Raw genomic sequence first — 18,791 nt, forward strand, 5'->3', positions numbered from 1 at the left:
TGCCGCTGCGCCCACCCGTGCCGCCCCAGCGGCACGACTGCCCGCAGCTGCGGCGTCGGAGGCGGCGCGGCTGGGGGGGGCGGGGGCTGGGCTGCCTACGGCTGCGGTGCCCCGGGGGCGCTGCCGGCAGGGCACCCGTGCCGCCCCCAGCGGCACGACTGCGCAGCTGCGGCGTCGGGGGCGGCGCGGCTGTCCGCGGCTGCCGCACAGCAACGCCACGGCAGTCGTGCCGGGGCTACTCCGTGCGCAGGCCCTCCGGGCGCATCAGGCGGAACAGGGGCGGCAGGCTGAGCAGGGTGACGGTGATGACGACCGCCGCGCCGGCGCCGGTCATCGACACCACGCTCGCCCAGTCGACGGCCACCGGGGTCGCCGCCATCTTCAGCAGCACCGTACCGAGGGCGAGGCCCACGGCCGAGGCCAGCAGCAGGCCGAGGGCGATGGGGACCGCCGTCTGCCACAGCACCGACAGGCCCAGGGTGCGGCGCCGGGTGCCGAAGGCGACCAGTGACGACAGCAGCTTGCGCCGCTCGCGCAACTGCTCCAGCTGCGAGACCAGCAGGCTCGCGCCGATCAGCGACAGCACACAGATCGCGCCGATGAGCAGGCCGGTGCGCAGGGAGGCGTACTTCCCCGACTGTTCGGTCGACGTCCAGTGCCAGGCGTTGGCGAGGGGGTCGACCCGCGCGGCCGTCGTGCGGACGTACTCCTCCGCGTCCGGCACGGCCGGATCGAGGCGGACGTAGACCTGCTGGTACAACGTCGGCGCGGCCCGGGCGGGCAGGACGGACGGGGTGACCAGCAGACCGTTGACGTTGGTCTGCAGCGCGTCCTTGCGGGCGGTCACGTGCCGCAGGCCGGCCGGTATCGTCCAGGGGATCTCGCGGCCCCGATCGCCTTCCGTGTAGGTCGGCTCGATGAAGCCGTGGCGTCCCGGCGTGAAGGCCTTGACGGCGGCTTCGTCGTGGGCGTCGGGCACCACGAAGACGTCACCGTCCCGGCAGGACGGCAGGTGGGCCAGCTCGCGCAGCGCGGCGCAGTCGCCGACGGTGATGCCGGCCGTGTGGTCGGGGTCGCGGCGCTTGTCGCCGAGCCCGCCGCTGGAGATCGCCACCGACGCCCTGACGCCCTTGGTGTGCTGGAACTCCCGTGCCGCCACGTCGAGTCGGGCCCCGTCGGACAGGTCGACCTCCATCTGCACCCGGTTGGGGTCCCGGCCGGTCTCCTTGGTGTACTGGCTCTCCACGCCTGCGAAGAGCATCTGCAGCGCGATCGCCCCGGCCACCGCCACCGCGATGCCGTTGACCATGCGGGCCGCCGAGCCGCTGGTCAGCTGAAGCCGCCGGATGGCGAGTTGCCAGGACACGGCGCCGGAACCGAGCCGGGCGACGACGGCCTCGACGACCCACGGCAGCAGCGCGGTCACCCCGACCAGCAGCAGCATCACGCCGCCGATCACCAGGTACTGGTTGAAGTCGCCGTTGGAACGGCCCTGGCCGATCATCGGGTAGAGCATGCCGAGGCCCGCCAGCGGCAGCAGCAGCCGCCACCACAGGCGCCGGCGTGCCTGCTTGGCCGTGCGCACCACACCGAGCGGCTCGACGACCACTCCGCGCATCGCCAGCAGCGTCACCAGCACGGCGGCGGCCGGCACCGCCACCGCGACCAGCGCGACCAGCGCGGGGGAGGGGTCCAGATAGCTGGGGAAGAAGCTCTCGCCCAACACCTCGACCGAGCCCGCCGCCTGACGTCCCAGCAGGAAGAACCCGGTGCCGACGACGAGCCCCAGCAGTGCCCCAGCCAACGCCTCACCGGCCGCGATCCGGCGGGTCATCCGGCTGTCGGAGCCCACCAGCCGCAGCGCGGCCAGCCGGCGGTCGCGCCGCTCGCCGCCGAACCGCACGGCCGCGGCGATGAACACGGCGACCGGCATCAGCAGCACGACGAACACGACCAGCATCATCAGGATGAGCACCGGGTCGGCCCGCTCGGTCGTCGGGTGCGCTTCGCCGAACGCGCTCAGCCGCGCCACCCGTGTACTGCCCGGCTCGGTGACCAGGTCGTCGGCGCCCGCGTAGTAGGCCAGCTCCTGCGACCCGATCAGTCCCGGCTCGCCGATCGTGCCGGTGATCCGGTACGGGAGCCGCTGGCGCAGCAGCTTCGCCCCGTCCGAGGAGAGCAGCTCCTTCAGTGCGGGCGAGACGACCATGTCGCCCTTCGCCGGGAAGCGGTCCAGGCCGGGGGGCAGCGGCGCCCGCCTGCCCTCGGGCTGCAGGCGCCGGCCCCGGATGTCCCTGGAGTGCCACTTGGTGTCGCTCTCCCCGACCAGCACGGTGTTGTCGGCCCTGGGCGGCACCTTCGTGCTGTAGGTGAAGTCCTGGCGGGCCTCCTCGCGCTGGTGCCGTACCGTCAGCACGTTCGGCAGCGCGGTCGTCAGCAGCAGCAGCGCCACCCCGAGCCCCACGCCGACCGCCGTCAGCACCATCCGGACCCAGCCCTCGCGCCCGCCGGTGAAGGCGAACCGGACCCCCATGCCCAGGTCCCTGCACCACTGCCGCACGTTCATATGGCCCGCTCCATGTCGCGGGACCTGCCGTCGCGTACGACGATCTCCCGGTCGGAGTAGGCGGCCACCCGGGCCTCGTGCGTGACCAGCACGACGGCCGCGTTGGTGGAACGGGCCGCGTCGGTCAGCAGCTCCATCACGCGCTCGCCGTTGAGGGAGTCCAGCGCGCCGGTCGGCTCGTCGGCGAACACCACCCGCGGCCCGGTGACCAGCGCCCGCGCCACCGCGACGCGCTGCCCCTGGCCGCCGGAGACCTCGCCGGGCCGTTTGTCCTTGAGGACGTCGACCTCCAGGCGCTCCATCCAGGTGAGCGCGGTCCGCTCGGCCTGCCGGCGGGAGGTGCCGTTCAGCCTGAGCGGCAGGGCGACGTTCTCCACGCAGGTCAGTTCGGGGACGAGCTGACCGAACTGGAAGACGAATCCGAAGTCGCTGCGGCGCAGCGCGCTGCGCTGGGTGTCGTTCATGGTGGCCAGCTCGCGGCCGTCGTAGGTGATCGAGCCGGAGTCGGGCGGCACGATGCCTGCGAGGCAGTGCAGCAGCGTCGACTTGCCGGAACCGGAGGGGCCCATCACGGCGACGACCTCGCCGGCGTGGATGGAGAACTCGGCGCCGTCGAGGGCGACCGTCGGGCCGTAGGCCTTGCGCAGGTTCTCGGCGGTGAGCAGGGAGCCGGGGGGAGGAGTCATCGGGCCACCGCCTCGCGGAGCTTGTCGAGGCGCGCCGCGGTCAGCTCCAGCCAGCGCAGGTCGGCCTCCAGGTGGAACAGGGCGTGGTCGCAGATCAGCTGGTCCGCGAGGTCGCCCTTGCGCTTGCGGTCGGTCAGGATCCGCATGCTGCGCAGGTGCTCGGCGCGCTGGGTGTCGAGGACGTCGGCCGCGTCGCGGTGGGTGAGGAGCGCGAGGACGACCTTCGTGTAGAGGGTCGACTGGAGGTACTCCTCCGGCTTCTCCGGCGTCGCGAGCCACCGCTCGACGTCGGTGACGCCGGCGTCGGTGATGGCGTACCGCTTGCGCTCGGGCCCGCCGCCCGTCTCGATTCCGTCGACCTCGACCAGGCCGTTCTTCAGCAGACGGGACATCGTCGAGTAGACCTGGCCGTAGTGCAGCGGCCGGTCGTGACCGAACTTCTCGTCGAAGGCCCGCTTCAGGTCGTAACCGTGACGCGGGCCGGACTCCAGGAGTCCCAGGAGGGTGTGACCGATGGACATGCCCCGCACTCTACACACGGTGTATACGCAAGGTGTATACGCCGAGTGTGCGGTGTGTGGCGGGCGGTAGGGCCGTGCAGGTGGGGGGCGATTGTCACGGTTCCGATACAGGCGGCCTGCCCCGGCGGGGCAGCGGGCCGGTCTCCTTCGGCAGCCGTCCCGCCTCCGCCAGCGCCTTGCGCAGCAGGAACTCGATCTGGGCGTTCGCCGACCGCAGCTCGTCCCCGGCCCAGCGGGCGAGGGCCTCGTACACCGACGGGTCCAGCCGCAGCAGCACCTGCTTGCGCTGCTGCGGCCGCCGCTTCGGGGTCTCCGGGGAGTCCGTCACTGGTAGAGGGTCCCGGTGTTCAGGACCGGCTGCGGGGCCCGGTCGCCGCACAGCACCACCATCAGGTTCGACACCATCGCCGCCTTGCGCTCCTCGTCCAGTTCCACGATGTCCTGCTCGGCGATCCGGGCGAGCGCCGCCTCGACCATTCCCACGGCGCCGTCGACGATCTGCCGCCGCGCCGCCACGACCGCGCCCGCCTGCTGCCGCTGGAGCATCGCCGAGGCGATCTCGGGAGCGTACGCGAGGTGCGTGAAGCGTGACTCGATGATGTGCACACCGGCCGCCTGCACCCGCGCCTGCAGCTCGACGGCCAGCTTCTCGGTGATCTCCTCGGCGTTGCCGCGCAGCGACAGGCCGTCCTCGTCGTGGGCGTCGTAGGGGTACTCGATCGCGATGTGCCGTACGGCGGTCTCGGTCTGGGTGGCCACGAACTCCACGAAGTCGTCCACCTCGAAGGTGGCCTGGGCGGTGTCCTGGACCTTCCAGACCACGACCGCGGCCAGCTCGATCGGGTTGCCGTAGGCGTCGTTGACCTTCAGCACGGCGGTCTCGTGGTTGCGCACCCGCGTGGAGATCCGGGTCCGCGAGGTGAACGGGTTCACCCAGCGCAGCCCGTCCTGCCGGATCGTGCCCCGGTACCGGCCGAAGAGCTGCACGACCCGCGCCTCGCCGGGCGCGACCGTGTTCAGGCCGCGCATGGCGATGACGGCCGCGACGAGGACGAGGGCGCCGGCCAGGGCGAGCCCGGCCTGGGCGCCGGAGGAGGAGGCCGCCGAGGAGGCGGCGAACAGCGCGCCGGCGACGCCGAGACCCAGCAGCCCCAGCAGCAGGGCGAGTCCGCCGCCGATGCTGTGCGCGGTGAACTCCCGTACCCGCGGCGCCGGTATCTCGGGCACGTCGGCGGTGGCGGCCGCTGGGCGGGCGGGCTCGTGTGCGGACATGGGTGTCCCCCGTTCTCGGTGTGCTCCGGCCGGAGCGCCTAGCTTGCTTCTAGCTAAGTGATATCACATTACCGCGCGAGGCAACCTTGCGGCCTTCCAGACCGTCGGTTCCCTTGGGGCGGGTGCTGATTGTCACGTCCGCAAAAGAGCGGATCGGTCGCCCTTTGTCATATAGGGGGGTGTTAGCTTTCGGAGCTGACCCCGAGACGGAAGCGAGCGTAGGGACCCATGGGACGAGCGGAAGAGAGACGAGCGCGGCAGCGCGGTGGCCGCCGCGCGGCACCCAGGCGCCGCCGCTCCGCACCCACGGCCGGAAGCGCGCCCGCGGCGGCCGGCACCGGGACCGCGGCGGCCGGCACCGCGACCGCCAAGGCAGGCTCCGGGGCCGCGGCGGCAGGCGCCAAGCCCCCCAAGGGCCGAATACGCCGGCTGTTCACCTGGAAGAAGATCCTCGGCACGTTCTTCGGGACGTGCCTGCTGATCATCGCGGCCTTCATCGGCCTCTACCTGTACGTGGACATCCCCGAGGGCAATGTCGCCGCCCTGCGGCAGAGCAACGTCTACAAGTTCAGCGACGGCTCCGTCCTGGCCCGCAGCGGCAAGGTCAACCGTGAGATCGTCGACCTGTCCAAGGTGCCCCGCAAGGTCCAGCTGACCTTCGTGGCCGCGGAGAACAAGAGCTTCTACCACGACGTCGGCGTCGACTTCAAAGGCACCGCCCGCGGCCTGATCAACACTTTGTCGGGCAAGGGCAAGCAGGGTGGTTCCACGATCACCCAGCAGTACGTCAAGAACTACTACCTGAACCAGGACCAGACCGTCACGCGCAAGCTGAGGGAACTGGTCATCGCGCTCAAGGTGGACCGCGAGAAGTCCAAGGACGAGATCCTCGCCGGCTACATCAACACGAGCTACTACGGCCGCAACGCCTACGGCATCCAGGCCGCCGCCCAGGCCTACTACCACGTCGACGCCGAGCGGCTGAAAGTGGAGCAGGGCGCCTACCTCGCCGCGCTGCTCCAGGCGCCCAGCCAGTACGACTGGGCGGTCGCCACCCCGACCGGCAAACGGCTGGTCAAGCAGCGCTGGAACTACGTCCTGGACAACATGGTCGAGGAGGGCTGGCTGTCCAAGGCCAAGCGCGACGGCCTGACCTTCCCCGAGCCGAAGGAGCCCAAGGGCGCCCCGGGCCTCGGCGGCCAGAAGGGCTACCTGGTCGAACTCGCCAACCACCAGCTGGAACAGCAGCTGATGAGGCAGGAGGGGCTGACCCAGGCCCAGGCGGAGAACGCGGTCATCGAAAAGGGCTGGACCATCACCCTCAACATCGACCCCGACAAGCAGGCCGCACTCGAGAGCGCCGTCAAGTCCCAGCTGACCAGCAAGCTCGACAGGAAGAAGCGCAGGGTCGACGGTGACGTCCAGGCCGGCGCCGTCTCCGTCGACCCCAAGACGGGCAAGATCGTCGCGTTGTACGGCGGCAAGGACTACTACGCCCACTACTACAGCAACGCCACGCGCACGGACTACCAGCCCGCCTCGACGTTCAAGCCGGTCATCCTCGCCGCCGCGCTGGAGCAGAACGCCACCACGCAGGACGGCCAGCCGATCACCGCGAACACGATCTACGACGGCACCAGCCGCCGCCAGGTCCTCGACCACGGCGCCAAGGTCGGTTTCGCCCCGCCGAACGAGGACAATCGGGACTACGACAAGATCACCGTCCAGAAGGCGATGAACGCGTCCGTCAACTCCGTCTTCGCGCAGATGGGCGTGGACGTGGGCATGAGCAAGGTCATGGACACGGCGAAGACGCTCGGCATGGACACCAAGGGCATGCAGGCCGTCCCCGCCCAGACGCTGGGCTCGATGGGCGCCAGCCCGCTGGAGATGGCCGGCATCTACGCCACCCTGGACAACCACGGCGACAAGGTCACCCCGTCCATCCTGAAGTCGGCCGAGAACAAGACCCGCAGCGTGCCGATCCCGGACGCGGTCGGCGGCTCGGTCATCAGCCGGACGACCGCCGACACGGTGACCTCCGTGCTCACCGGTGTGGTCGACGACGGCACGGCCAGCGAATCGGTGGCGAAGAACCCGCTGCGAGGCGGCCGGCAGGTGGCGGGCAAGACCGGCACCTCCGACTGCAACCGCTCGGCCTGGTTCACCGGTTACACCCCCGACCTGGTCACCTCCGTCGGCCTGTTCGGCGAGGCGCACAAGTCCGGCGGCACCGGTTGCGAAGGCGTTCCCATCAAGAAGGGCGCCCACGTGTCGCTCACGGGCGCCATGGGCGGCGGCCGGGTCAACGGCGGCGGCCCCCCGGCGAAGATCTGGGCCGCCTACACCTTCGGCGTGAGCCACAAGACCAAGTTCGACCTGAACGCCACTCAGGGCGCGGCCGTCGAGCCGACCGGGACCCCGACCGTCAGCCACTCGCCGTCCGAGACGCCGTCGCAGACGCCGAGCAGCGAGCCGCCGACCCCGTCGCAGACACCGTCGAAGACCCCGTCGCAGACCCCGTCGAAGACGCCGAGCCAGACACCGTCCCAGACGCCGTCGCAGACACCGAGCAGCGAGCCGCCGACGGACCCCGCCACGGAGGACCCGCTCGATCCCGCACCCGGCATCGGCCGGCCGCCGCAGGAATGAACACGAAGGGCGCCCGGAGAACCCCGGGCGCCCTTCGGCGTCGTCGGCGCGGCGGCGGGGCTCAGCCCCGGTTCAGCTCGAACCAGACCACCTTGCCGGTGCTCAGCCGGGTCGCACCCCAACGCCGGGCCAGCTTGTTGACCAGGTACAGGCCGCGCCCGCCCTCGTCCGTGGCCCGGGCCTGCCGCAGCCGCGGCAGCTGCGGCACGTCGTCGCCGACCTCGCAGCGCAGCACGTCCGTACGCAGCAGCCGCAGCGTGACCGGCCGCGACGCGTACCGGACCGCGTTCGTCACGACCTCGCTGACCAGCAGCTCCACCGAGTCGGTCAGCTCCTCCAGGTCCCAGCGGGCGAGCGCGCGACGGGCCAGCCGACGGGCCTGGCCGGGAGCCGCGACCTCCGGCTCCAGCGTCCAGTACGCCACGTCGCTCGGCGCGATCCCGTCGAAGCGGGCCGCGAGCAGCGCGATGTCGTCGTCCCGGTCGCCCGGGCCGAGCATGTCCAGCACCTCGTCGCACAGCGCTTCCAGCGGCGGCGGATGGTCGGGCCCGGTCAGCTGGGCGGTCGCGGCGAGCTTCTCGCGCAGCTGCTCTATGCCGGTCCACACGTCCCGCAGCCGGGACTCCACCAGACCGTCGGTGTACAGCAGCAGGGTCGCCCCGGCGGGCGCGTCCAGCTCGACGGCCTCGAAGTCCACCCCGCCGACCCCGATCGGCGCGCCGGGCGGCACCCGCAGCACCTCGGCCCGCCCGCCCAGGTGCAGCAGCACGGGCGGCGGATGGCCGGCGTTGGCGATCGTGATCCGGTGCGTGACCGGGTCGTAGACGGCGTACAGGCAGGTCGCCATGCGGTCGGTGCCGAGCCGCTGCGCCTGCTCGTCCAGGTGGTGCAGCACCTCCTGCGGGGGCAGGTCGAGCCCGGCCAGCGTCTGCGCGGTGGTCCGCAGCTGGCCCATGATGGCCGCGGAGGTCATGGAGTGGCCCATCACGTCGCCCACGACCAGCGCGACCCGGCTGCCCGGCAGCGGGATCGCGTCGTACCAGTCGCCGCCGACCCGCGCGGTCTCCGCGGCCGGCAGGTACCGGGAGGCCAGACGCACCCCGGTCGGACGGGGCAGGGTCTCGGGCAGCATGGTGCGCTGCAGCTCGTCGGCGATGTAGGCCTCACGGCCGTACAGCACCGCCTTGTCGATGCCGAGCGCGCTGTGCGTGGCCAGCTGCGCGGCCACCAGCAGGTCGTCCGCCTCGAACTTCAGCCGCTCCGGGCGGCGCAGGAACAGGGCCGCGCCGATCACCCGGCGCCGGCCGCGCAGCGGCGCCAGGATCGCGTGCTGCCCGTCCGGGACGACCACCTCGCCGCCCTCTCCGAGCAGTTCGGGCAGCGCGGCCCGGGCGGCGGGCGCGTCGGCGAACACCGGCCGCACCCCGCGCAGCACCTCGTTGAGCGCACCGCCGGGCCGCACCTCGCACAGCTCGGTCGTCAGCGCGGACAGATCGGTCAGCGCGGCCGGCTCCGGCTCCGGTTCGAAGGCCGACGGCAGCGGCACCCCGTCGGTGTCCCGCTCCTCGGGTATCCGGTCGGTCCGGCGCAGCCGCAGCACCACCGGTCCGGTGGGCCGCTCGTCGCCGACCGGCAGCGGGTCGCGCAGATAGACCAGGATCGCGTCCGAGAAGGTCGGCACGGTGGCCCGGCACAGCCCCATCACGATCTCGTCCAGGTCGAGCCCGCGGGCGATCCGCCGGGTGGCCGCGCCGACGAACCGCAGCCGGTCCCCGTCACGCCGCATCGGCATGGGCCGCCCCGGGGGCAGCCCCCGTCCGGTACGGCGCTCCTGGCCGCCCGTCACCCGGTCCGGTTCCCCGCCGGGCTGCGGCGGAATCGTCTCCGGTGCGGGACGCGGGCGGTGCGCGCCGGGGTCGGCGGCGGCGGGCTGGGAGTGCTCGGGGCCGTTGACTGGGGGCTCCTTCCCCTTGCCGTCCTTTCCCTTGCCACGGGGCGTGGCGGTCCCCGGGCCGGACGGCGCGGCGTCGGCCCGGGTCTGCACCGGTAAGGCCGGGCTGCCGGGCGGCTTCGGGGTACGCAGGAGCGCCCCGCGGGCCTCCGCGGGGTCGGCGCCCGGCTGGGGGCGCTCGAAGGAGGTGGGCTGCTCCGTCACGCGTGTCGCATCCATCCGTCCGGGGCTGCGCGCCGGGCGCGCAGTCCGTCCCGCAAGAATTCCGATACCCGCAATACGTGCCCCAGGAACGGATTTCCGGCGTGCTCAGAGGTTGTTGCCGTGCCACCGGCCGGGCCCCGGCAGCCGGCGGTGGTGTTGCCCTGGTACCCCTCGCTCACGTGCTGCCGCCCCTCGGTGACGTTCGGTCAGGCCCGGCCCATGTTCCGGGAGTTGCGCTTGCGTATTTCCTGCGGAGGACGATCCTACGTTTCCTGCCGGGGGGCGCATCAAGGGTCTCATGAGGACACGTGCGCGGGCGTACGGCCCCAGTCCTCGGGCAGCGACGGAACCGTCCAGGACGGATCCGGGCGCCAGTGCGGCCAGCCGTCCGAGAACGGCTGCCCCCATCCCTCGATCACGGCCACCGCCTCCCGCCCCGCCGCACGCACCCGTTCGGCGGTCGCCCCGTCCATCAGCCCGTCCCGCTGGGCCTGCGCGAACTCGTCCTCGTCCCGCCACTGCCACGTGCGGTCGGGGTCGACGGTGATGTCCAGGAAGTGGTCCACCGAGTCCACCCCGCCCGCCCAGCGCGCCAGCGGCTGTTCCAGATTGACGTACCAGTTCTTGAACCGCCAGCCCGGTTCCCAGAACAGCCACACCGACCAGGGCCGGCCGGGCTGGGCGAGCTTCAGCACGCCGGTGCCGAACCACCGGTCCCGCTGGACGGTGCGCGCCTTGGTGTAGCGGGTCTCCAGCGGTTCCACGTGCACCGGCCTGCCGTCGGCGAGGACCGGCCGCACACACTCGGTGCCGGGCGCCATCCACACCGCGAGCAGCTCGGCGTCGTCGCGGACGACCGTGACGGGCCGGGCGATGTGGACCTGCTCACCCGCGTTCTCCCGGTAGCGCCAAAGGATCTGCGCCCCGGGCGTCCAGTACGTGGCAGGTCCCGCTTCCACTCGTGTCACCGCTCCGTCGTCCGCCATGCGCAGATTTTAGGTGTCACAGGCATACGACGCTGCGGCGCCCGTCACGGTTGTACGACGGTGGCCGGAAACCACCGCCCGCGGTCACGGACGCGTCATCCGCAGGACGTCCAGCGCCTCGTCGAGCTGCTCCAGGGTGAGGTCGCCGCGCTCCACGTACCCGCTCTCCAGCACCACCTGACGGATCGTCTTGCGTTCGGCGAGCGACTTCTTGGCGACCTTCGCGGCCTCCTCGTAGCCGATGTACTTGTTCAGCGGCGTCACCACGGACGGCGAGGACTCGGCGTACTCGCGGGCCCGCTCGCGGTCGGCGGTGATGCCGTCGACGGTCCGGTCGGCCAGCAGCCGGGAGACGTTGGCGAGCAGCCGGACCGACTCCAGCACGTTCTTGGCGATGACCGGGAGCATGACGTTCAGCTCGAAGTTCCCGGCGGCGCCGGCGGTGGCGATGGTGGCGTCGTTTCCGATCACCTGGGCGGCGACCATCAGCACCGCCTCGGGGACGACCGGGTTGACCTTGCCCGGCATGATCGACGAGCCCGGCTGGAGGTCGGGCAGCCGGATCTCGGCGAGGCCCGTGCGCGGCCCGGAGGACATCCAGCGCAGGTCGTTGGCGATCTTCGTCAGCCCGACCGCGATGGTCCGCAGCTGTCCGCTGGTCTCCACGACCCCGTCGCGGGCGCCCTGCGCCTCGAAGTGGTCGCGGGCCTCGGTGAGCGGCAGCCCGGTGGTGCGGGCCACCTCCTCGATGACGGCGGCGGAGAACCCGGGCGGCGTGTTGATGCCGGTGCCCACCGCGGTGCCGCCCAGCGGCAGCTCGGCGAGCCTCGGCAGGGACGCGGTCAGCCGCTCGACCCCGTACCGCACCTGGGCCGCGTACCCGGCGAACTCCTGGCCCAGGGTGACGGGTGTGGCGTCCATCAGGTGCGTCCGGCCGGACTTGACCACGTCCCGGAACTCCTCGGCCTTGCGGGCGAGCGAGGCCGCCAGGTGCTCCAGGGCGGGGATCAGGTCCCGGGTGACGGCGGCGGTGGCGGCGATGTGGAGGGAGGAGGGGAAGACGTCGTTGGACGACTGGGAGGCGTTGACGTGGTCGTTGGGGTGCACGTCCCGGCCCAGCCGCTCGCTCGCCAGCGTGGCGACGACCTCGTTGGTGTTCATGTTGGACGAGGTGCCGGACCCGGTCTGGAACACGTCGACGGGGAAGTGCTCGTCCCAGGCGCCCTCGGCGACCTCGGCGGCCGCCTCCTGGATCGCCCGGGCGATGTCCTCGTCGAGCACCCCGAGGTCCGCGTTGACCTTGGCGGCGGCGCCCTTGATCCGGGCGAGCGCCTCGATGTGCGCCCGCTCGATCCGCTGCCCGGAGACGGGGAAGTTCTCGACGGCACGCTGGGTCTGCGCCCGCCACTTGGCGTGCGCGGGGACCCGTACCTCGCCCATGGAGTCGTGCTCGATGCGGTATTCGTCGCTCATACCGGCTACAGCGATCGAGAACGCCCCGATGTTCCGGGCGGTGACCCACTCGGCCCACTCACCCGGCCACCTCCTGCCATGCTGGGCCGTATGAAGATCGCCACGGCCCAGCTCACCTGCGTCCCGGCCGACATACCCGCCAACGTCCGGCGGATGGCCGCCCTCGCCCGCGAGGCGCGTGCGCAGGGCGCCGAGCTGGTGGTGTTCCCCGAGCTGGCGCCGACCGGGTACGAGCCCGAGGCGCTGAGCGCCGATCCCGGCCTGTGGGTCGACGCGGACGATCCGCGCCTGGACGCGCTCCGCGGGAGCGGCATCGCCACCGTCGTCAACTGCGCGGTGGCCACGGGCGGGGAGCGACCCGCCATCGGGACGCTCGTCCACGGGGCCGGCGGTGAGCTGATCACCACCTACCGCAAGCAGCACCTGTACGACCAGGAGCGGGGCGTGTTCGCGGCGGGGGAGAGCGACGGGCGCTTCGAGCTCGGCGGCCTGCGTTTCGCCCTGGCGACGTGCTACGACAACCACTTCCCCGAACTGACCCGCCGCGGCGCCGCCGACGGCTGCCAGGTGCACCTGGCCAGCTCGCTGTACGGCACGGGCGGCGGGGCCGAGGAGCGCGCGAGGGTCTACCCGGGCATCGCGAAGGACGCGAACCTGTACGTCGTGCTGGCCAACCACGTCGGCCCGGCGGGCGCCTGGACCGGATGCGGCCGTTCCGCGCTGTGGGCTCCGGGCGGCGCCCTCCTGGCGGAGGCGGACGCCGGCACGGCCATGGTGGTCACCGCCGAGGTCGGATGAGCCGCGCCCGTCCTCTCCGCGGCGCCGGCCGGCCCGTCCGCCGGGTGAGGACGGGCCGCGCGGCAGCGGGGGCGGACCCTCGCCGCCGCGCCCGAGGCACTACGCCAGGCCGGGCCCCCGCACCGGAATCGACGTGAACGTCGGCGCGGGAGCCGGGTCCTGGAAGAAGTCGTTGCCCTTGTCGTCTACGACGACGAACGCCGGGAAGTCCTCGACCTCGATCTTCCAGACGGCCTCCATGCCCAGCTCCTCGTACTCCAGGACCTCGACCTTCTTGATGCAGTCCTGGGCGAGGCGGGCGGCGGGGCCGCCGATGGAGCCGAGGTAGAAGCCGCCGTGGGCGGCGCACGCGTCGGTGACCTGCTTGCTGCGGTTGCCCTTGGCGAGCATCACCTTGGAACCGCCCGCCGCCTGGAACTGCTCGACGTAGGAGTCCATGCGCCCGGCCGTCGTCGGGCCGAAGGAACCGGAGGCGTAGCCCTCCGGGGTCTTCGCCGGGCCGGCGTAGTACACCGGGTGGTCCTTCAGGTACTGCGGCATCCCCTCGCCCGCGTCCAGCCGCTCCTTGATCTTGGCGTGCGCGATGTCACGGGCCACGACCAGCGGACCGGTCAGGGAGAGGCGGGTCTTGACCGGGTACCTGGTCAGCTCGGCGAGGATCGTGTCCATCGGCTGGTTCAGGTCGATCTTCACGACGTCGCCGGCGTCGTCGAGCTGCGCGTCCGTCGTCTCCGGCAGGAACCGCGCCGGGTCCGTCTCCAGCTGCTCCAGGAAGACGCCCTCGGCCGTGATCTTCGCGACGGCCTGGCGGTCGGCCGAGCAGGAGACCGCGATGGCCACCGGGCAGGAGGCGCCGTGCCGGGGCAGGCGGACCACGCGGACGTCGTGGCAGAAGTACTTGCCGCCGAACTGCGCGCCGATGCCGATCCTCTGGGTCAGCTCGAAGACCTTCTCCTCCAGCTCCTGGTCCCGGAAGCCGTGGCCGAGCGGCGAGCCCTCGGTGGGCAGGTTGTCCAGGTAGTGCGCGGAGGCGTACTTGGCGGTCTTCAGGGCGTACTCGGCGCTGGTGCCGCCGACGACGATCGCGAGGTGGTACGGCGGGCAGGCGGCCGTGCCGAGCGAACGGATCTTCTCCTCCAGGAACTTCATCATGGAGGCCTCGTTCAGGACGGCCTTCGTCTCCTGGTAGAGGAAGGACTTGTTGGCGCTGCCGCCGCCCTTCGCCATGAACAGGAACTTGTAGGCACCGCCGTCTGTCGCGTACAGCTCGATCTGGGCCGGCAGGTTGGAGCCGGTGTTCCGCTCCTCCCACATGGTGAGCGGAGCCATCTGCGAGTAGCGCAGGTTGAGCCTGGTGTAGGCGTCGTGGATGCCGTGGGAGAGGGCCTTCTCGTCCTCGCCCTCGGTGAGGACGTTCTGCCCGCGCTTGCCCATGACGATCGCCGTGCCGGTGTCCTGGCACATCGGCAGTACGCCGGCCGCCGCGATGTTGGCGTTCTTCAGCAGGTCCAGGGCGACGAACTTGTCGTTCGCGGACGCCTCCGGGTCGTCGATGATCCGGCGGAGCTGGGCGAGGTGGGCCGGGCGCAGGTAGTGCTGGATGTCGTGGACGGCCTCCTCGGCCAGCTTGCGCAGCGCCTCCGGCTCCACCTTGAGGAACGTCCGCCCGTCGGGCCCCTCGACGGTGGAGACGCCCTCGGACGTCACCAGTCGGTAGGGGGTGGTGTCCTCTCCCTGGGGGAGCAGATCGGTGTACGCGAACTCAGGCATCTCAGCCCATTCCTCACTCTGACGGACGGCGGCCCGCCGACGTTGGCGGGCCTCACCAGCCTAGGACCTGCCGCCGGGGCGGAACCTGTGAGGTAAGGCTCAGTGGATGTGAGGTGGGGCGCAGCGGCCGGCTCACCGGCGGGGACACGCCCGGGCGCACCCCCTAGTCGCGATCTATCGCGTTTCGGTACGCTGCCGTCGTGGACCTTGAGAAGCCCGCCCCCATCCAGGACGCCTCACCGCGCGTCTCCGAACTGCGTGCCTCGGACGCCGACCGCGACCGGGTCGCCGACATCCTCCGCGAGGCCCTCGCCGAGGGCCGGCTGACCGCCGACGAGCACGCCGAGCGCGTCGAGGGAGTGCTGCACGCCAAGACCGTGGGTGAGCTGGAGGTCTTCATCCGGGACCTGCCCGCCGCCCATCGGGCCCCGACCGCCCCCGCCTACACGCCGGTCCCGCCCCGCCCGACGCCCGGCGCGATCCCCGCCGACGCCGACGCGAACGTGGTGGCCGTCTTCAGCAGCGCCATGCGCAGGGGCCGCTGGCGGGCCGGGCGCAGGCTGGACGCGTACTCGGTCTTCGGCTCCGTCGAGATCGACCTCAGCGAGGCGATCTTCGAGTACCAGCAGGTGGTGATCAAGGCCGTCTCCGTCTTCGGCGACGTCCAGATACGCGTCCCGGAGAACGTCTCGCTGCGCGGCACCGGCGGCGGCGTGCTGGGCAACTTCGAGGTGGACACGCTGGATTCGGTGGAGTCCGACGCGCCGGTCATCTACGTCGACGGGTGGGCCGTGCTCGGCAACATCGAGGCCCGGGCGAAGCGCGGGAAGGTCGTCGCGGACATCCTGGACCGGGCGCAGCGCAAGGTCGACAAGAAGCTGCGCAAACACCTCGACCGTTGACGCTCGCGAACCCGCGGCCGGGCGGCGCACCGCCCGCCCGGTGCCCAGGGGGCGTGAAAGAGCCGTTGTGCGCCCGCGGTTGGGAACGCAGTGCATAGGCGCGCGCACAGCGGGTAGGGCTTGCTGCATCGTCTCTCGCTCGCGAAGCCGTCGTCAGGAGTAGACCGTGCTGCAACCGCCGCATTCATCCCTGCAGGTAGCTGCTGTTCCGGCCCCGCGGGTGCCGGCGCGGGACAGGGATCAGGACGCCCCTTGGCACACCGAGGCGGTGTGCCGGCGTGACGAGGCGGGCCTCTTCTTCGCGCCGTCGAAGGAGCCGACGGCCGCACGGCTGTCCCGGGAGGAGGCGGCCAAGCGCGTCTGCGCCCGCTGCCCGGTCATGGTCGAGTGCCGCGAGCACGCCCTCCTGCAGCCCGAGCCCTACGGGGTCTGGGGCGGTCTCACGGCGGCGGAGCGCCGCGTGGTCCTGGCCCGGCGCCGGCGCCGGGAGATGGAGCTGAAGAAGGCGGCACGGGCGACGGCGAACCGCATAGCCGGCTGAGTGCCGGACGACAGCTGAAGGACAGGGAGCGCCCCCTCCGCACAGGGGGCGCTTTCTCACCCGGGGGACGCGGTGCGCGCCCGTCCCGGCAGCGGTGTCACTTGGCCCGGTCGAAGTCGATCGCGCTGTAGGCCCGCAGCTTGCGCAGCCGGTGCTCGGAGTCGATCCGGCGCACCGTTCCCGACTTGGACCGCATGACGATCGACTCGGTCAGCGCGGTCTCCGACCGGTAGCGCACCCCGCGCAGCAGCTCGCCGTCGGTGATGCCGGTGGCCACGAAGAAGACGTTCTCCCCGGACACCAGGTCGTCCGTCGTGAGCACCTTGTCGAGGTCGTGACCGGCGTCGACGGCCCGCGCGCGCTCCTCGTCGTCCTTCGGCCACAGCTTGCCCTGGATGGTCCCGCCCAGGCACTTCACGGCGCAGGCCGAGATGATGCCCTCGGGGGTGCCGCCGATGCCGAGCAGCAGGTCGACGCCGGTGCCCTCGCGCAGCGCGTACACCGAGCCGGCGACGTCGCCGTCGGAGATCAGCTTGATGCGCGCGCCGGCCTCCCGGACCTCCCGGATCAGGCCCTCGTGCCGCGGCCGGTCCAGGATGACGACGGTGACGTCCTCCGGCGAGGACCGCTTGGCCTTGGCGATCCGGCGGATGTTCACCTCGACGGGGGCGTCGATGTCGACGAAGTCCGCCGCCTCGGGTCCGGTGACCAGCTTGTCCATGTAGAACACGGCGGACGGGTCGAACATGGCGCCGCGCTCGGTGGCGGCGAGGACGGCGATCGCGTTCGGCATGCCCTTGGCCGTCAGCGTGGTGCCGTCGATCGGGTCGACGGCGATGTCGACCTCGGGACCGGTCCCGTCTCCGACGCGCTCCCCGTTGAAGAGCATCGGGGCCTCGTCCTTCTCGCCCTCGCCGATGACGACGACGCCGTTCATCGAGACGGTGGAGACGAGGGTCCGCATGGCGCGCACCGCGGCGCCGTCGGCGCCGTTCTTGTCGCCGCGCCCCACCCAGCGGCCGGCCGCCATCGCGGCGGCTTCGGTCACCCGGACGAGCTCCAGGGCGAGGTTGCGGTCGGGGGCCTCGGAGGGAACGTCCAGTTCGGACGGCAGATGATGGTTTTCGGTCATCGGAGCGCACCTTTCTGATACGACGACGGCCGGATGAGGGTATTGGACCCCGACTCTATCGCCGGACGGACAAAATGAGCAGGGGACCCCACGGATGAGCGCTCGGGGCACCTGCGACGATAGGGGACGTGGCAGGTTCCAACGGCAAGCAGAAGACGGCCCGGGACATGGTCCTCTCCCTGGCCCTCATCGGGATCGCGGCGGCGGTCGTCTACTTCATCAGCATCCCGCACGACGATCACGCTCCCGACCTCAAGCGGGTGGACTACCGGATCGAGCTGCTCACGGCCCGGCGCGCGGCGGACTACCCGGTGGCGGCGCCCGAGGGTCTGCCGAGTACCTGGAAAGCGACCTCCGTACGCTTCCAGGGCGACAAGTCCAACCGCTGGCACCTCGGCTTCCAGACGCCGGACGGCCAGTACGTGCAGGTCGAGCAGTCGGCGCGCAAGCCCTCGGAGTTCATCGAGCAGGCGAGTCAGGGAGCGTCGGCGACCGAGCGGACCGAGACGGCCGGCGACCGGACCTGGACCCGCTACACCGGCGGCCGCTACGACGCCCTCGTCCTGCGGGGCCCGTCCGGCTCCACGACGGTGGTCGCGGGCACGGCGTCCTTCGACGACCTGAAGACGATGGCGGCGGCGCTGCGGATGCGGTGAGCCGGCCTGTCACGGCGACGGCGAGAGGCCCCCGGCGATGCCGGGGGCCTCTTCCTGTGTGACGGTGCGGCTCAGACGGTCGTGACGACGTCGTCGTAGGCCAGGCGGGGCGAGCGCGGGTACCAGGCGTCCGGGCCCGGCCGGCCGATGTTGACGACCATCAGCGGGGTGTGGTCGTCGTCCAGGAACTCCTTGCGGACGCCCTCGAAGTCGAAGCCGGTCATCGGGCCGGCGGCGAGGCCCGCGGCGCGGACGCCGACGATGAAGTAGGCGGCCTGCAGGGCGGCGTTCATCGCGGCCGAGCCCTCGCGGACCGGACGCTCGGCGAAGAAGACGTCCTTGGCCTGCGGGAAGGCCGGGAACAGGGCCGGCAGCTCCTCGTGGAACTCGTTGTCGGCGGACAGGATCGCGACCAGCGGGGCGGCGGCGGTCTTGGCCTGGTTGCCCTCGGCCATGTGCTTCACCAGGCGCTCGCGGGCCTCGGGGGAGCGGACCAGGGTGATGCGCAGCGGGGTCTGGTTGAAGGCGGTGGGGCCGTACTTGACCAGGTCGTAGATCGCCTGGACCTGCTCGTCGGTCACCGGCTCGTCGGTGAAGGCGTTCGCGGTGCGGGCCTCGCGGAACAGCAGGTCCTGGGCGGCGGGGTCAAGAACGAGAGACATGCGTGACTTCCTGTGACGC

At 71.9% G+C, this 18,791-nt stretch carries 16 protein-coding genes; 5 read left to right on the forward strand and 11 right to left on the reverse strand.

The window, feature by feature from the left end; all coding sequences use genetic code 11:
* Positions 1-235: 235 nt before the first annotated feature.
* The 5 genes from IE177_RS02175 to IE177_RS02195 all read right to left on the reverse strand — a co-directional run bounded on the left by IE177_RS02175 (position 236) and on the right by IE177_RS02195 (position 5,045).
* Positions 236-2,566 (reverse strand): ABC transporter permease, encoded by a 2,331-nt coding sequence (locus tag IE177_RS02175; RefSeq protein ID WP_190012960.1) that lies wholly within the window; start codon positions 2,564-2,566, stop codon positions 236-238.
* Entirely contained in the window at positions 2,563-3,252 is a 690-nt protein-coding gene (locus tag IE177_RS02180) for an ABC transporter ATP-binding protein (protein ID WP_190012961.1), read from the reverse strand. The genes IE177_RS02175 and IE177_RS02180 overlap by 4 nt, the downstream gene beginning before the upstream one ends.
* Entirely contained in the window at positions 3,249-3,773 is a 525-nt protein-coding gene (locus tag IE177_RS02185; protein WP_190012962.1) for a PadR family transcriptional regulator, read from the reverse strand. The genes IE177_RS02180 and IE177_RS02185 overlap by 4 nt, the downstream gene beginning before the upstream one ends.
* A 94-nt stretch (positions 3,774-3,867) precedes the next feature.
* Positions 3,868-4,101 (reverse strand): type II toxin-antitoxin system antitoxin, encoded by a 234-nt coding sequence (locus IE177_RS02190; protein WP_190012963.1) that lies wholly within the window; start codon positions 4,099-4,101, stop codon positions 3,868-3,870.
* On the reverse strand, positions 4,098-5,045 hold the full coding sequence (locus IE177_RS02195) for an SPFH domain-containing protein (RefSeq protein ID WP_190012964.1): 948 nt from the start codon (positions 5,043-5,045) through the stop codon (positions 4,098-4,100). Before IE177_RS02195 ends, IE177_RS02190 begins: the two co-directional genes overlap by 4 nt.
* A gap of 228 nt (positions 5,046-5,273) precedes the next feature.
* Between IE177_RS02195 and IE177_RS02200 the strand changes: the two genes are divergently transcribed.
* Positions 5,274-7,697: a transglycosylase domain-containing protein gene (locus tag IE177_RS02200; RefSeq protein WP_190012965.1), complete on the forward strand. Its 2,424-nt coding sequence runs from the start codon at positions 5,274-5,276 to the stop codon at positions 7,695-7,697.
* Between the two features lie 61 nt (positions 7,698-7,758).
* Here IE177_RS02200 and IE177_RS02205 read toward each other — a convergent pair whose 3' ends face one another.
* From IE177_RS02205 to IE177_RS02215, 3 genes are all read right to left on the reverse strand, one after another.
* A complete protein-coding gene (locus tag IE177_RS02205; protein WP_190012966.1) occupies positions 7,759-9,852 on the reverse strand; it encodes a SpoIIE family protein phosphatase in 2,094 nt (697 codons plus the stop codon).
* A gap of 296 nt (positions 9,853-10,148) precedes the next feature.
* The gene (gene fomD / locus IE177_RS02210) at positions 10,149-10,838 is read right to left on the reverse strand and encodes a cytidylyl-2-hydroxypropylphosphonate hydrolase (protein WP_190012967.1); all 690 of its coding nucleotides are present in this window, start codon (positions 10,836-10,838) and stop codon (positions 10,149-10,151) included.
* A gap of 84 nt (positions 10,839-10,922) precedes the next feature.
* Positions 10,923-12,311 carry a class II fumarate hydratase gene (locus tag IE177_RS02215; RefSeq protein WP_190012968.1) on the reverse strand — a complete coding sequence of 463 codons (1,389 nt, stop codon included), beginning with the start codon at positions 12,309-12,311 and terminating at the stop codon, positions 10,923-10,925.
* 90 nt (positions 12,312-12,401) lie between these two features.
* Between IE177_RS02215 and IE177_RS02220 the strand changes: the two genes are divergently transcribed.
* A complete protein-coding gene (locus tag IE177_RS02220; protein WP_190012969.1) occupies positions 12,402-13,109 on the forward strand; it encodes a carbon-nitrogen hydrolase family protein in 708 nt (235 codons plus the stop codon).
* A gap of 99 nt (positions 13,110-13,208) precedes the next feature.
* Here the strand turns inward: IE177_RS02220 and IE177_RS02225 are convergent, their stop codons facing one another.
* Positions 13,209-14,879: a fumarate hydratase gene (locus IE177_RS02225; RefSeq protein ID WP_190012970.1), complete on the reverse strand. Its 1,671-nt coding sequence runs from the start codon at positions 14,877-14,879 to the stop codon at positions 13,209-13,211.
* A 200-nt stretch (positions 14,880-15,079) separates the two neighbouring features.
* Between IE177_RS02225 and IE177_RS02230 the strand changes: the two genes are divergently transcribed.
* Entirely contained in the window at positions 15,080-15,781 is a 702-nt protein-coding gene (locus IE177_RS02230; RefSeq protein WP_190012971.1) for a DUF1707 SHOCT-like domain-containing protein, read from the forward strand.
* 166 nt (positions 15,782-15,947) lie between these two features.
* Complete coding sequence (locus tag IE177_RS02235; protein ID WP_190012972.1) at positions 15,948-16,322, forward strand: WhiB family transcriptional regulator; 375 nt, start codon at positions 15,948-15,950, stop codon at positions 16,320-16,322.
* A gap of 97 nt (positions 16,323-16,419) precedes the next feature.
* Here the strand turns inward: IE177_RS02235 and glpX are convergent, their stop codons facing one another.
* Positions 16,420-17,454 carry a class II fructose-bisphosphatase gene (gene glpX / locus IE177_RS02240; RefSeq protein ID WP_190012973.1) on the reverse strand — a complete coding sequence of 345 codons (1,035 nt, stop codon included), beginning with the start codon at positions 17,452-17,454 and terminating at the stop codon, positions 16,420-16,422.
* A gap of 128 nt (positions 17,455-17,582) precedes the next feature.
* Between glpX and IE177_RS02245 the strand changes: the two genes are divergently transcribed.
* Positions 17,583-18,110, forward strand: coding sequence for a DUF4245 domain-containing protein (locus tag IE177_RS02245; protein ID WP_190012974.1), 528 nt, complete (start codon positions 17,583-17,585; stop codon positions 18,108-18,110).
* 71 nt (positions 18,111-18,181) lie between these two features.
* Here IE177_RS02245 and IE177_RS02250 read toward each other — a convergent pair whose 3' ends face one another.
* Positions 18,182-18,772, reverse strand: coding sequence for a malonic semialdehyde reductase (locus IE177_RS02250; protein WP_190012975.1), 591 nt, complete (start codon positions 18,770-18,772; stop codon positions 18,182-18,184).
* Positions 18,773-18,791: the final 19 nt, after the last annotated feature.

It is taken from the genome of Streptomyces lucensis JCM 4490, assembly GCF_014650035.1.
Taxonomy (GTDB): domain Bacteria; phylum Actinomycetota; class Actinomycetes; order Streptomycetales; family Streptomycetaceae; genus Streptomyces; species Streptomyces lucensis.